Origin of the sequence: Burkholderia sp. 572 (genome assembly GCF_040545135.1) — a bacterium.
GTDB lineage: Bacteria > Pseudomonadota > Gammaproteobacteria > Burkholderiales > Burkholderiaceae > Burkholderia > Burkholderia cepacia.
Genome location: NZ_JBEPLH010000005.1, coordinates 200495 through 214281 on the forward strand (window position 1 = coordinate 200495; position 13787 = coordinate 214281).

At 65.2% G+C, this 13787-nt stretch carries 15 protein-coding genes; 2 read left to right on the top strand and 13 right to left on the bottom strand.

Annotated elements, in window-relative coordinates; genetic code table 11:
• Positions 1-31 precede the first annotated feature (31 nt).
• The 8 genes from ABIC51_RS11870 to ABIC51_RS11905 all read right to left on the bottom strand — a co-directional run bounded on the left by ABIC51_RS11870 (position 32) and on the right by ABIC51_RS11905 (position 6658).
• Entirely contained in the window at positions 32-889 is an 858-nt protein-coding gene (locus ABIC51_RS11870; RefSeq protein ID WP_059695972.1) for a lysophospholipid acyltransferase family protein, read from the bottom strand.
• A gap of 19 nt (positions 890-908) precedes the next feature.
• Positions 909-2198, bottom strand: a complete 1290-nt coding sequence (locus ABIC51_RS11875; RefSeq protein ID WP_175853329.1) for a dihydroorotase — start codon at positions 2196-2198, stop codon at positions 909-911.
• A 61-nt stretch (positions 2199-2259) separates the two neighbouring features.
• Positions 2260-3291, bottom strand: coding sequence for an aspartate carbamoyltransferase catalytic subunit (locus ABIC51_RS11880; RefSeq protein ID WP_006476735.1), 1032 nt, complete (start codon positions 3289-3291; stop codon positions 2260-2262).
• A 73-nt stretch (positions 3292-3364) separates the two neighbouring features.
• Positions 3365-3877 (bottom strand): bifunctional pyr operon transcriptional regulator/uracil phosphoribosyltransferase PyrR, encoded by a 513-nt coding sequence (gene pyrR / locus ABIC51_RS11885; RefSeq protein WP_059695976.1) that lies wholly within the window; start codon positions 3875-3877, stop codon positions 3365-3367.
• Positions 3864-4313 (bottom strand): Holliday junction resolvase RuvX, encoded by a 450-nt coding sequence (ruvX, locus tag ABIC51_RS11890; RefSeq protein ID WP_027788201.1) that lies wholly within the window; start codon positions 4311-4313, stop codon positions 3864-3866. Before ruvX ends, pyrR begins: the two co-directional genes overlap by 14 nt.
• The gene (locus tag ABIC51_RS11895; RefSeq protein ID WP_027788202.1) at positions 4310-4888 is read right to left on the bottom strand and encodes a YqgE/AlgH family protein; all 579 of its coding nucleotides are present in this window, start codon (positions 4886-4888) and stop codon (positions 4310-4312) included. Before ABIC51_RS11895 ends, ruvX begins: the two co-directional genes overlap by 4 nt.
• A gap of 194 nt (positions 4889-5082) precedes the next feature.
• Positions 5083-6384, bottom strand: a complete 1302-nt coding sequence (locus ABIC51_RS11900; protein ID WP_060372244.1) for a FimL-related protein — start codon at positions 6382-6384, stop codon at positions 5083-5085.
• Positions 6385-6487: 103 nt separating this feature from the next.
• Complete coding sequence (locus ABIC51_RS11905) at positions 6488-6658, bottom strand: rubredoxin (protein WP_004186709.1); 171 nt, start codon at positions 6656-6658, stop codon at positions 6488-6490.
• Between the two features lie 254 nt (positions 6659-6912).
• Here ABIC51_RS11905 and ABIC51_RS11910 point away from each other — a divergent pair, with 254 nt between their 5' ends.
• A complete protein-coding gene (locus ABIC51_RS11910) occupies positions 6913-7779 on the top strand; it encodes a hydroxymethylpyrimidine/phosphomethylpyrimidine kinase (RefSeq protein WP_027788204.1) in 867 nt (288 codons plus the stop codon).
• 188 nt (positions 7780-7967) lie between these two features.
• On the opposite strand, the gene groL is transcribed toward ABIC51_RS11910, so the two are convergent.
• The 4 genes from groL to ABIC51_RS11930 form a co-directional block, all read right to left on the bottom strand.
• Positions 7968-9608 carry a chaperonin GroEL gene (groL, locus tag ABIC51_RS11915; protein WP_021163332.1) on the bottom strand — a complete coding sequence of 547 codons (1641 nt, stop codon included), beginning with the start codon at positions 9606-9608 and terminating at the stop codon, positions 7968-7970.
• Positions 9609-9654: 46 nt separating this feature from the next.
• Positions 9655-9948, bottom strand: a complete 294-nt coding sequence (groES, locus tag ABIC51_RS11920) for a co-chaperone GroES (RefSeq protein WP_011351136.1) — start codon at positions 9946-9948, stop codon at positions 9655-9657.
• Between the two features lie 657 nt (positions 9949-10605).
• The gene (locus ABIC51_RS11925) at positions 10606-11376 is read right to left on the bottom strand and encodes a response regulator transcription factor (RefSeq protein ID WP_175897881.1); all 771 of its coding nucleotides are present in this window, start codon (positions 11374-11376) and stop codon (positions 10606-10608) included.
• A gap of 140 nt (positions 11377-11516) precedes the next feature.
• On the bottom strand, positions 11517-11714 hold the full coding sequence (locus ABIC51_RS11930) for a hypothetical protein (RefSeq protein ID WP_027788206.1): 198 nt from the start codon (positions 11712-11714) through the stop codon (positions 11517-11519).
• A gap of 204 nt (positions 11715-11918) precedes the next feature.
• Between ABIC51_RS11930 and ABIC51_RS11935 the strand changes: the two genes are divergently transcribed.
• Positions 11919-12602, top strand: coding sequence for a GntR family transcriptional regulator (locus ABIC51_RS11935; protein WP_175862076.1), 684 nt, complete (start codon positions 11919-11921; stop codon positions 12600-12602).
• A 290-nt stretch (positions 12603-12892) separates the two neighbouring features.
• Here the strand turns inward: ABIC51_RS11935 and ABIC51_RS11940 are convergent, their stop codons facing one another.
• A complete protein-coding gene (locus ABIC51_RS11940) occupies positions 12893-13786 on the bottom strand; it encodes an EAL domain-containing protein (RefSeq protein ID WP_175897882.1) in 894 nt (297 codons plus the stop codon).
• Position 13787: the final 1 nt, after the last annotated feature.

The window sequence follows — 13787 nt, forward strand, 5'->3', positions numbered from 1 at the left end:
GCGGGGCCGGAGGTGGGTCGGCCCCGACGCGTCAGCCCTCTCGCCCCGGCACGGGTGCGTCGGCCGCCTCGTTGCGCGCCGCACCGGTGCCGACCTCGGTCGCCGGATACGCATGCTTCGCCAGTTCCGCGAGCGACTCGGCCGACGGCTTGCCGACCTTCTCCTGCAGCGTCGCAAGCGCGGCCGCGATCGCATCGCGCGCCGCGGCGGACGTCGCCCGCCGGTCGCCGCCCGGCGCGATCGGCTCGCACACGTAAAGATGCGCGACGATCGGGCCACCGCGCAACACCATGTCGAGCGACTTGCCGAGCGCCAGCTCGCCCGTGTAGGCCGGCGCGACCGACTGCCGCCGCTGCGCGTCCTCGTACATCAGGCAGATCGGCTGCACCGCGCAGCCCGCCGATACCGCGGCCTGGAACAGGTTCGCATGGAACGGCAGCAGCTCCTGCCCGTCGGTCGTCGTGCCTTCCGGAAACACGCACATCAGCCCGCCGTTGCGCAGGCGCTCGGCCATTTCGTGCATGACCCGCATCGCCTCGGTGCGCTTCTCGCGCTGCAGGAACACGGTGTCGAGCTTCTCGGCGAGCCAGCCGACGACCGGCCATTGCCGCACCTCGGCCTTCGACACGAAAGGCGTCGGCCGCCACGCGTTGATCGTGTAGATGTCGAGCCAGGACACGTGATTGCCGACCACGAGCGCGCTCGCGTCAAGCCGCGCGCCGTCGTTGTGGACGACGAGGCGCATCCCGCAGATCCGCAGCAGCTTGAGCGACCAGCGGCGCGTCATCTCGGCACGCCGCGCGGGCGTGACGTGCGAAAAACGCAGCGCGACGATCGCCATGCCGCGCAACAGGTGAAAGACGAGACGCAGCTTGCGAAGGGCAATCATGGCGAAGGTCCGGCGTGGTTCAGGGGCGCTCGAACGCGATCTGTCCGGCGACGAGCGTCGTGCGCACGCAGGCGGGCAGTTCGTAGCCGAGGAACGGCGAGTTGTGGCCCTGGCTCTTCAGCGCACGCGGCTCGACGCGCCAGTGTGCGCGCGGGTCGAACACGCACAGGTCGGCCGCGCCGCCTTCGGCGAGGCGGCCGGCCGGCAGCTGCAGCACGTCGGCCGGCGCGGACGTGATGCGGCGCAGCGCCTGCGCCAGCGGCGTACGCGTTTCGTCCGCCCACTTCAGCGTCAGCGACAGCAGCAGTTCGAGCCCCGTCGCGCCCGGCGTCGCTTCGCCGAACGGCAGCAGCTTCTCGTCGTCGTCGACCGGCGTGTGGTCGGAGCAGATCGCGTCGATCGTCCCGTCGGCGAGCGCCACGCGAATCGCTTCGCGATCGCGCTCGCTGCGCAGCGGCGGATCGAGCCGGAACTGCGAATCGAAGTAGCCGATGTCGACATCGATCAGGTGCACGTGATTCACGCCGACGTCGCACGTCACGGGCAGCCCCTCGGCCTTCGCCGCGCGCACGAGTGCGAGGCCGGCCGCCGACGACAGCCGCGCGAGGTGCACGCGTGCGCCCGTCACGCGCATCAGTTCGAAGATCGTGTGCAGCGCGATCGTCTCGGCCGCAACCGGCACGCCGGACAGCCCGAGCCGCGACGCAAGCGCGCCGCTCGCGGCAACGCCGCCACGGCCGATGAATGCGTCCTGCGGGCGCAGCCACGTCGTGTAGCCGTAGGTGCTCGCGTACTGCAGCGCACGCAGCAGCACCTGCGTGTCGCGCACCGGCACGTTGGCATGCGTGAAGCCGACGCAGCCGGACTCGGTCAGCGCGACCATCTCGGTGATCACTTCACCCTTGAGGCCGACCGTCAGCGCGCCGAGCGGATGCACGTTCGCCTGGTGGAGGTTGCGTGCGCGGAACTTGAGCATCTCGACGAGGCCCGGCTCGTCGAGCACGGGGTCGGTATCCGGCGGGCAGACGAGGGTCGTGACACCGCCCGCGACGGCCGCGGCCATTTCGGACGCGAGCGTCGCCTTGTGCTCGTAGCCCGGCTCGCGCAGCCGCGCGCACAGGTCGACGAGGCCGGGCGCGACGATCAGGCCCGATGCGTCGATGGTCTTCCCGGCGTTGAAACCGGCCGGCACGGCGGTGCCAGCGTCGGCAATCGCGGCGACCTTGCCGTCCGCGACGAAAACGTCGGCCTGCCGTTCGGTGCCGGCGACCGGGTCGATCAGCGTGCCGCCTTTGATATGAATCTTCATGCGCTGTCTGTGAATGCGTTGAATGCGTTGAGTGCCTGGATCAGGATGCGCGAAAGCGGGCTCAGTCGCTGTTGCCGGCGACGATGCCCATCACCGCCATCCGCACGGCGATGCCGAACGTGACCTGGTTGAGGATCACCGACTGCGGGCCGTCGGCGACCTGCGAGTCGATCTCGACGCCGCGGTTCATCGGGCCGGGGTGCATCACGATCGCGTCGGGCGCGGCGAGCGCGAGGCGCTCGGGCGTCAGGCCCCAGGTCTTGAAGTATTCCTGCGCCGACGGCAGCAGCGCGCCGCTCATCCGCTCGTTCTGCAGGCGCAGCATGATGATCACGTCGACGCCCTTCAGCCCTTCGTCGAGGTTGTGGAACACCTTCACGCCCATCTGCTCGAGGCCGCCCGGCAGCAGCGTGCGCGGGCCGATCGCGCGCACTTCCGGCACGCCGAGCGTGGTGAGCGCGTGGATGTCGGAGCGGGCGACGCGCGAATGCAGGATGTCGCCGACGATCGCCACGCGCAGCTTCGTGAAGTCGCGCTTGTAGTGACGGATCGTGTACATGTCGAGCAGGCCCTGCGTCGGGTGCGCATGACGGCCGTCGCCTGCGTTGATCACGTGCACGTGCGGTGCGCAGTGCTCGGCGATCAGGTACGGCGCGCCGCTCGACGCATGACGCACGACGAACAGGTCGGCATGCATCGCCGACAGGTTGTTGATCGTGTCGAGCAGCGATTCGCCCTTGCTCGTCGACGACGCATTGATGTTCAGGTTCAGCACGTCGGCCGACAGGCGCGTCGCGGCGATCTCGAAGGTCGTGCGGGTACGCGTCGAGTTCTCGAAGAACAGGTTGAACACGGACTTGCCGCGCAGCAGCGGCACCTTCTTCACTTCACGGTCCGTCACGCTGACGAACTGCTCGGCCGTATCGAGGATGTGATTGACGATCGAGCGCGGCAGGCCCTCGATCGACAGCAGGTGCTTCAGCTCGCCGTTTTTCGTGAGCTGCGGATTGCCCTTCAGGAAGCCGTAGCGGAACCGGTCGGGGCTCGCGGCCGCAGCGGGATTGCCGGTGCGGCCAGTGGTGTCGGTGGTCATGGTGTGCGTGATTCCAACTATGCAAACGGGCCGCGGTGCAAACCAGCGGCCCGGGATACGGTTCGCGTGCCGCTCAGGCGCCGTGCGCCTCGACGCGTAGCGTGAACTGCGCGTCGTCGCGCGCGAGCACGAGCGTCGCGCCGGCCGGCACGTCCAGCGTGCCGCCCGCGAAGCGCGCGGCGACCGGCAGCTCGCGGCCGCCGCGATCGGCGAGCACCGCGAGCTCGACCGCGGCCGGACGGCCATAGTCGAACAGCTCGTTGAGCGCCGCGCGCACGGTGCGCCCGGTATACAACACGTCGTCGACGAGCACGATGCGCGCGCCGTCGATTTCGAACGGCAGCGACGTCGGGCTGGCCTGGCTGTGAAGCCCCTTTTTCGCGTAATCGTCGCGGTGCAGCGCGACGTTCACGACGCCGAACGCCGGCGCGCCGAGATCGCGCGCGAGGCGCTCGGCGAGCCATGCGCCGCCGCTGTGAATGCCGGCGAGCCGCGGGCCGCCCGGTTCGGCGAAAGCCGTGCCGTACGCGGCGCGGATCTGGTCGAGCAGGACGCGGTAAAGCGCCTCGGCGTCAATGGTGCTCATGGTCGGACAATTGATCGAGATACTGTTGAAGGATGACGCGCGCGGCCTCGGCATCGAGCATCTCGGCCCGGGCACGGCCGCGCACGTTACGCTCGCGCAGCCCTGCCTCGGCCTCGACCGACGAATAACGCTCGTCGACCCAGGTGACGGGCAGCCCGAAGCGGCCGTTCAGCTGGTTGCCGAAGCGCTTCGCCTGCTGCGTCATGTCGTGCGGCGTGCCGTCCGGATGCATCGGCAGGCCAACGACGAGCGCGTCCGGCCGCCATTCGGCCAGCAGGTCGCCGACCGCCTTGAAGCGGTGTTCGCGGTTCAGGTTCTGGATCACGACGAGCGCACGGGCCGAGCGCGTCAGCGCATTGCCGATCGCGACGCCGATACGTTTTTCGCCGTAGTCGAACGCGAGCAGCGTCGCATCGCGCGCGCTCGCGCCACTCATGCGTGCCCTGCTTCGCCGGACAGCATCGACGAACTGACGCCGAGCAGGCCGAGCGCAGCTTCGAAGCGCTCTTCGGCCGGCGTGTCGAACACGATGCGCGGATCGGCGGCCACGGTCAGCCAGCCGTTGCGGGAAATTTCTTCCTCGAGCTGCCCGGCCCCCCAGCCCGCATGGCCGAGCGTCAGCAGGAAGCGTTTCGGGCCGTTGCCGGTCGCGACCGCCTCGAGCACGTCCTTCGACGTGGTCATCTCCAGCCCGCCCTCGACGGACATCGACGAGTTGTAGCTCGCGCCCTCCACCGGTTCATGCAGCACGAAACCGCGCTCGGTCTGGACCGGGCCGCCGAAATACACCGGGATGTGCAGCAGCGGCTCGATGTCGAGCTTCAGGTCGATGCGGTTGAACAACGATTCGAGGTCGATGTCGGTAGGACGATTGATGACGAGGCCGAGCGCACCGCGCTCGCTGTGATCGCAAAGATAGACCACCGTTCCTGAAAACGTCGGATCCGCCATGTTCGGCATGGCGATCAGGAACTGGTTGGTGAGATTGATGCGATCGGAAGGCTTTGACATGGTTTGAATTTTAGCAAAGACGCCGCGGCCTGACCGGGCCGCGATCAACAAGCAACGCCGCGCCGCGCTGGCAACGGCGCGCGCGGATCACACGGCACTCTAACACGCGCGCGGGCGCTGTCGGCAGCGTGTTGCAGGCCCGCGCGGCAAGGGCCGCCGCCGCGTGTTCGTCCCCTTGCTCGTCCCCCTGTTCGTCAGGCCCGGCCGAGCGCCGCGCCGAGCGCGCCGGACGCCGCGGTGAGGTCCGGCGGCGCCACGCCGGCCGCGATCTTCAGCAGCGCCGCGCGAAGCATGTCGGAGGCGTGGCCGTGCGCATCGAGGCCGCCGTCGGCGAGCGGCACGCCGTGCGCCGCACGCCGCCACGCCAGGCCCAGCGTGTCGGCCAGGAGCGCCGCATGGCCGAGCCCGAGCGCGCATGCGGCCGTACCGACCCGGTAGGCAGCGCCGGACGCGTGCCACGCGGCCCCCGCGTCGGCCGCGGCCGGATCGGCAGCGAGGTCGGCCATCGACGCATCGGCCGTCTGCAGGAAATCCTCATAGGCATGCGCATTGACCGTCACGACGCCAAGCGCGCGGGTCGGCGCGGCGGCAACCGCATCGTGCTCGGCCCGGGCGGCATCGGCCTCCCACAGCGCCTCCGATGCGGGCGTGCCGGCGACGTGCCAGTCGACCGTCAGCCCGTAGTCGTGCAGCACGTCGACGAGTGCGACATCCTCGGCTGCGGCGCCGAACAGCGCGAAATCGCGCCACAGCAGCGCCACCGTCTCGCGCACGAGTTCCGGCGGCGCACTGCGCCGGCCCTGCGCGTGCTCGCCGAGCAGCAAATTCGTCCGCGCGAGAAAGCGCTTCAGTTCCGGCGCGCCGCTGGCGCGCAGCGCGCGCACGCACGCGGCCGCGAGCCGCCAGAAATCGTAGGGATCGTCGCCCGCCAGCACGGCCAGCATCGCGTCGAGTTCGGCGAGTGCCGCATCAGGCGCGCCGTGTCCCGCGCGCAGCACGCCAAGCAGCGCCTGTTCGTAGCGGGCACGAATCCGGGTCGCAAACGCATCGGGCAACGCGCGCAGCGTGGCCGGCGGCACCGCACGGCCGACGAGCGCGAGCGCGTCGAGCGGCGCGCTCGCGCGCAGGTCGGCGGCGCTTTGCGCGCGCAAGGCACGGAAATGCTCGAAGAGAACGGGCGAGCAGGCGAGCTCGCGCAGGTTGTGGCGGCCGACGGCCGCGCGGAAATCGCGCAGCGCGGCCCGCCAGCCGGCCGAAGTCGGCTCGACGGCGACGAGCGGCACGGCGGCCGACAACTGCCCCGCGAATCGCGCGGCCGGCAGCCAGCCGGCTTCCGCCAGCACGGCCGCCGCGGCGGACAGCGGCGCAGCCGCGTCGTCGCGACGCTCGAACGCGTCGGCAGCCGCCGCAAGCCACGCGTCGGCCGCGCGCACGGCCCCGCCGCGCGGGTTGGGCAATGCGTCAGGGTGGGGAACGTTCGCCGGTTCGGGCCTCATGCACACGCGCGCCTGTCATCGTCAAGCCGCTCGCGCAGGCCTCGGCGCGCGAGCGCCGGGCCGATGCGAGGCCTGAGCTGTGTGCCGTGGGCCGAGGGTCCGGTCAGATCTGGACCATCTCGAAGTCTTCCTTGCGGGCGCCGCATTCAGGACACGTCCAATTGATCGGGACGTCTTCCCAGCGCGTGCCCGGGGCGATGCCCTCTTCGGGCAGCCCGGCTTCTTCGTCATAAATCCAGCCACAAATCAGGCACATCCAGCTCTTGTATTCCATCTTAAGCCGCGTCGGGAAAGTCGGTAAATTCGGGAGCCATGATGGTACCGTGTCGGGGCCGGACTGCCTAGCAATCGCGCTGGAGTAAGGCGACTACGTTGCGCTGCGCTAAAAAATCCGTCGTGCGGGCCGGATTCCGCCGCATAATGGCTGAAAAGTGCGGCCTGCCGGGCAACACAGGGCCGAAAACGCCCATTTCGCCTCGCCGTCCGCATGTCCGTCGCTTTCCCGTTTTTCTCTTGCCCCATTTTTACATGTCCAGCAACGCCCCTCCGATCGTCCTCACCTTCGGCCTGTCCGATCCCACCGGCGGCTCCGGCCTCCAAGCCGATCTGATGACCCTGGCGAGCATGGGCTGTCACGGCGTGTCCGTCCTGACGGGCTACACGGTGCGCGACTCGGCCGCCTGCGACGAAGTCACCGGCCTCGATCCCGACGTGGTCGCCGCCCAGGCGCGCATGCTGCTCGAAGACATGCCGGTTGCCGCGTTCAAGATCGGCGCGGCGACGCGTGCGGAAGTCGTGAGCGCGATCGCCGAGGTCGTCGCCGACTACGACGGCGTGCCGCTCGTACTCGCGCCGGACTTCACGCTCGACGACGAACACGTGCTCGCCGCCGACGACCTGCGCGAATCGATCGCCGACCTGCTCGCGCCGCAAACCACGCTGCTGGTTGCCGACTACGCGACGCTGATCGCGCTCGCGCAGCCGGACGGCGACGCCGAGGCGCCGAATCTCGACGCAGCCGTGTCGCACCTGCTGTCGCAGGGCTGCGAGTACATCCTGTCGTCCGAGACCGGCTCGCATCGGCTCGTCAACACGCTGTACGGCGAAGAAGGCCAGTTGCGCGAGGACATGTGGGATCGTTCGCCGCATCGGCTGATGGGCATCACCGACACGCTGGGCGCGGCCATCGCGGCACTGCTCGCGAACGGCCAGGAGCCGCCCGAAGCGGTTCGTGAGGCACAGGAATACCTGTACCAGGCCGTGCGTGACGCGTTCCGGCCCGGCATGGGCGCGTATTTGCCCGACCGGTTCTTCTGGGCGCGCAGCAATGAAGACGCGGATACCCCGCCGGCGGTGAAGGTCGACCCGGTGCCGAGGACGTCGCACCGGCATTGAGCCGGACACGGCGGGCCCGTCCCGCCGTCGCGGCGAACTCGCGGCGCCATCCTTGCCGCACCCCGGCCGTCCCGCGCCCGCCGCCGATTCAACGGCACCAATAAAAAAAGACCCGCATCGCTGCGGGTCTTTTCTTTTGGCTGGAACGCGCATCGCTGCGCGCTCCGGACACCATCGACCGAAGTCGATTACATGTCCATGCCCATGCCGCCCATACCGCCCGGCATGCCGCCCGGCATCGGTGCATCTTCCTTCGGCAGTTCGGCAACAGCTGCGTCCGTCGTCAGCAGCAGGCCTGCAACCGAAGCTGCGTTCTGCAGTGCGGTACGCGTGACCTTGGTCGGGTCGACGACGCCGGCTTCGACCATGTCGACGTACTCGCCCGTCGCTGCGTTGTAGCCGTAGTTGCCCGTACCTGCAGCAACTGCCGCCACCACGACGCTGGCTTCTTCGCCGCCGTTCGTGACGATCTGGCGCAGCGGCTCTTCCATTGCGCGCAGCACGATCTTGATGCCGGCGTTCTGGTCGGCGTTCGCGCCGGTCAGGCCTGCGATCGCGGTGCGAGCGCGGATCAGCGCAACGCCGCCACCTGCCACGATGCCTTCTTCCACAGCTGCGCGCGTTGCGTGCAGTGCGTCTTCGACACGTGCCTTCTTTTCCTTCATTTCGACTTCGGTCGCTGCGCCGACCTTGATCACTGCAACACCGCCGGCCAGCTTGGCCACGCGCTCTTGCAGCTTTTCACGGTCGTAGTCCGACGTCGCTTCTTCGATTTGCGCGCGCACTTGCTTCACGCGTGCTTCGATGTTCACGGCTTCGCCTGCGCCGTCGATGATCGTCGTGTTTTCCTTGCCCACTTCGATGCGCTTCGCCTGGCCCAGTTCTGCCAGCGTTGCCTTCTCGAGCGTCAGGCCGGTTTCTTCGGCGATCACTTGGCCGCCCGTCAGGATCGCGATGTCTTCCAGCATCGCCTTGCGACGATCGCCGAAGCCAGGCGCCTTGACCGCAACGGTCTTCAGGATGCCGCGGATGTTGTTCACGACCAGCGTTGCGAGCGCTTCGCCTTCGATGTCTTCCGCGATGATCAGCAGCGGACGGCCAGCCTTCGCGACTTGCTCGAGCACCGGCAGCAGATCACGGATGTTCGACACCTTCTTGTCGTGCAGCAGCACGAACGGGTTGTCGAGGACGGCGACTTGCTTTTCCGGGTTGTTGATGAAGTACGGCGACAGGTAACCGCGGTCGAACTGCATGCCTTCGACGACGTCGAGTTCGTCGGCCAGCGACTTGCCGTCTTCGACGGTGATGACGCCTTCCTTGCCGACCTTGTCCATCGCTTCAGCGATGCGATCGCCGATCGACGTGTCGCTGTTCGCCGAGATCGAGCCGACCTGTGCGATTTCCTTGTTCGTCGTGCACGGCTTGCTGATCTTCTTCAGCTCGTCGACAGCCGCTGCGACTGCCTTGTCGATGCCGCGCTTCAGGTCCATCGGGTTCATGCCCGATGCGACGTACTTCATGCCTTCGCGAACGATCGATTGCGCGAGGACGGTTGCCGTCGTCGTGCCGTCGCCTGCGTTGTCGCTGGTCTTGGAAGCAACTTCCTTGACCATTTGCGCGCCCATGTTCTGGAGCTTGTCCTTCAGCTCGATTTCCTTCGCGACCGACACACCGTCCTTGGTGACCGTCGGGCCGCCGAAGCTGCGCTCGAGCACCACGTTGCGGCCCTTCGGACCCAGCGTGACCTTGACTGCGTTGGCGAGAATGTTCACGCCTTCGACCATCTTCGAACGGGCGGAATCGCCGAATACGACGTCTTTAGCTGCCATCTTCTAACTCCTTGAATTCTTGGGAATATGTACCGTCGGTGGACGCTTACTTGGCGTTGACCACGGCCATGATGTCTTCTTCGCGCATGACCAGCAGTTCGTTGCCGTCGACCTTCACGGTCTGGCCTGCGTACTTGCCGAACAGGACGCGATCGCCGACCTTCACGTCGAGCGCGATCGGGGCGCCCTTGTCGTCACGCTTGCCCGGGCCGACGGCCAGGACTTCGCCCTGATCCGGCTTTTCAGCAGCGGCGTCGGGGATCACGATGCCCGAGGCGGTCTTGGTTTCCTGATCCAGGCGCTTGACGATCACGCGATCGTGCAAAGGACGAAGGTTCATATTCACTCCTCTCTTGACTGAGATTGAAGAACGCTTAGGGAATCTGCCCGGCTTATCGCCCGGCAGAGAATTGTTAGCACTCTCGTGCAGCGAGTGCTAATTATATGGACGGGTTTTGACAAATTCAAGAAGGGGGATTGACGGTTTTTTTCGGGCCGGCGAAGCCCGCTCGACCTCGAACGTTGCTCACCCGAACGTGAACCCGGGACAACCTCGACGAACCAGGAACCCCCCATATGTCCTGCAAAAACAATGGCTTGGACATAAACCCGGGCGACAGCCCGAGAAACCTGGAAGACGCCGCGCGCCACTTGCCCGATCCGTCCCCACCGGAAAACCACACGGCCACGATCCCTCAGGGATATCCCGCGTATCCGGGCAAACCCAGGCAAATTATATGGGGTACGAATACCCCACTGCGCCCGCGGGAAGGAGGCACCGCCCCGCATTCGTCCCCTCTAGACAAGAGAAGTTCATCATCTTGCTGCGCCATGGCTGGCGCACGGAATCGCACAGGACCCGGACGACCTGCCCGTCGACACGTCATGCATCGGATCCACGAAATCGCTGGCGCGAAACGGGCTGCCCGCGCGATAACCGCCGAGAGCAGCCCGGATCACCTTCACACAATTAGACGGACGAATTTCCCGGAATTGTCTAAACCAGCGCGGAAGCAGGGCTCTCGGCAATCGCACGCTGCGGGACCGGGCCGGGGGCCGCAAAATTCTCCGCCGTTGAAAAGTCGTCGACCATATCGAGCCGGTAGCCATGCGTATACACGGCACTCAATTGAAGCCCGTTTTCCGGACGAAGCGCCAATTTTTGTCGAAGTCGATAGATGTGCGTGTCGAGGCTCCGCGATGTTCCATCGAGCGCTCGCCCCCACGCCAGCGTCGACAAGGAATCCCGGGAAAGCACGCTCCCGATGTTGGTGAACAGGAAATTTGCCAGCGCAAATTCCTTTGCCGTCAAGTCGATGATCTTTCCGTGCACGGCGATTGTGCGCGCCAGCGGGTTCAACACATACGCTCCGACCTCGACCCTGCTGTCGGGTTTCTTGTTGCGGCCATTTCGACGCAACAGCGCGTTGACGCGAGCGGCCAACTCGATCTCGCGGAACGGCTTGCCGATGTACTCGTCGGCTCCTGCGTCCAGCGCGGCGGCAACATCTGCTTCAAGCGTTCTCGCGGCAAGGAACAAAACGACCGGTTCGTCTCCGACGTTGGCCCGAATCCAGTGCAGCAAATTCAGGCCGTTGGCATCTGGAATTCGCCAATCGAGCACAATGAGTTCGACCCTCTCCTTTTTCAGAAACTGAACAGCCCGCGTGCTATCGCACACCCGGAAAATTTCCTGACCCGACCCGCGCAGCGCCCTTTCAAGGGCCGACGCCTGATCGTGATCCCCTTCCACTAACAAGATACTCATAACACCCCCAGCCTTCGTCGACCCGAATGATTTTCATCGCACTCCAAATCGATCGCCTGAATACACAGGTCTGAACTTATGTCTTGTTTTTGATAATGCCGACCGATTGAAACCAACCTCGCCTCACCCCAACATCAACCTCAAAATCCAGCGATACACGACCTTGCAACCTTGCCCGTCATCAACTTCTCCAAGTACCCGCTGTTCCGTGCCCAACACCAAAGAGCGGCGTCGACGATGCGGATTGGCAGACCGTCGCGAGCCTGCCAGGCAAGCCGGCGCCTGGATTGCCATTTCATGCCGGCCTCGATAGCGAACGACGCGTCGAGCAAACTCATGGCCCGTCCTGGCTTGAAATGGCGCATCCACATACCATGCCACTCAAATGTTACTGACATATCAGTAGGATATCGAGACACCTGCCAGAGATCAAAGGGGGGTAAACCCGTTCCTTGACCTTGCCCTTTTTAAGTCTCGAGTTGAAAACAAGGGGGGACCTGACTAATATGTTAGTGATATTCTTCAGGCAAACACTTAGGCAAATGAACGGACTGACTGGCAGTACCCTGGCCGAACAAGCCCACGAGAAACTCGAGGAACTCATCGTCACGCTGGAGCTTGCACCCGGCAGCGTCTGGTCCGAGGCCTCTCTCGCAGAAAAGCTGAATACCGGGAGAACGCCGGTTCGCGAGGCCGCGCAACGACTGGCTGCGTCGCATCTCCTTCAGATCGTTCCGCGACACGGCATCATGATCACCGTCCCGAACATTCATGATCAGTTGCTCGTACTCGAAACGCGCCGTGAACTCCAACGCCTCATCGCGCAACGCGCTGCACGGCGGTCATTGCCGGAGGAGCGCGAACAGATCCGCGAAATCGCCCAAAAACTCGACGCGGCAGGCGAATCCCGAGACGTCGTCGCCTACTTGAGATGCGTCTATGCGCTCAATCAACTCATCGCGCAGTTTTCACGGAATCGGTTCGCCGCCGAGGCCATCGCGCCGTTACACGCCCTGTCGCGACGCTTTTACTTCATGTATCACAAGCAGCTGGATGATTTGCCGTCGGCGAGCCTGCAGCACACGAGAGTCGCGCGCGCAGTCGCTGCCGGTGACGAGCAGGAAGCCGGACGCTCATCCGATTTGATGATGGACTATATCGACGCATTCACGCGAGATTGCTTTACTCGCGACTTTGAACCGCATCACTCGCGAGTATCGGCCTGATCGTACTTTTCGGTTTCGATTCGCGATATCGAATCAAGGTTGCGGCCTGTCCTTTCATGCGTCACATGGCACGTTCGATCCCGCGCCTTCGATGAGTCGAGCCTGCGCCTATGCCCGGCAAATAATGCGCACGCTCGCTCGTAAGCATGCCGGTTTTGACGCAACGGCATCATCCCCTGAAGGCATCGCGTGGACACCCCGCCCATGTCGACCCGTCACGGAGTGCAACACTCGTCACGCCCTGCCAGGCCGCGGTCAAGTGGATTCCCCTGAACAACAACGCCCTCGCTTCACCCCGGAATTCCGCATCGTTCGATCAATCGATCCACCTGCTCCTCTCGAACGGGTTCGGAGATGTAGTATCCCTGGCAATCAATCTGCATCATTTCTCTCAGCCACTCGAACTGAGCCCTGGTTTCGACACCCTCCACGACGACGTTCTTCTTCAAGCGGCTCCCAAGCTCGACGAGCGCTTCGACCATCGCTCTCGATTCAGCACTTTCATGAACGTCGCGCATGAAGGATCGATCCAGCTTGAGTGTATCGACAGCCAGGCCATGCAATTTGGTCAACGACCAGCACCCCGAACCAAAATCATCGATCGCAACGCTCGCCCCAAGATCTCGAATCGATGACACGGCCGCGGCAAGTGCCTCTATCGGGCCAGGATCGATGGACTCCGTCAGTTCAATCTGAAAATTCGCGGCACGGACGGCGTAGGAATCCAGAACGAGCGCCAGTCTTCTTGCCATTCCCGGCCGCGTGACTTCATGAGCGGGCAAATTGACGGACAGAGACAATTCGTCATAGCCGAGCGCAGCCCAACCGGCGAGCACGCGCGCGGACTCCTCGACCACATAATCAGTGAATCGGCCTGTCAGATGCGAATCTTCGACGAGGTCAATGAACGCCGCCGGCATCAACACGCCGCGCTCCGGATGCTGCCAGCGTATCAATGACTCGAATCCGGACAACAATCCGGTCTGAAGGCGGAGCTTTGGCTGATAAACGAAAAAGAACTCCTTCCGCGCCAATCCACGCTCCGCGTCTTCGACAAGATCATCGGTATTGCAACGCACGGCCGCACCATCCACAGCGATCTCCAATGCACGCACTCGAAATTCCGGTGCCCGCCGATACGCCTTGCTCCCGCTCCGGGCTTTCAGTCGGCCGTGCGCGAACATG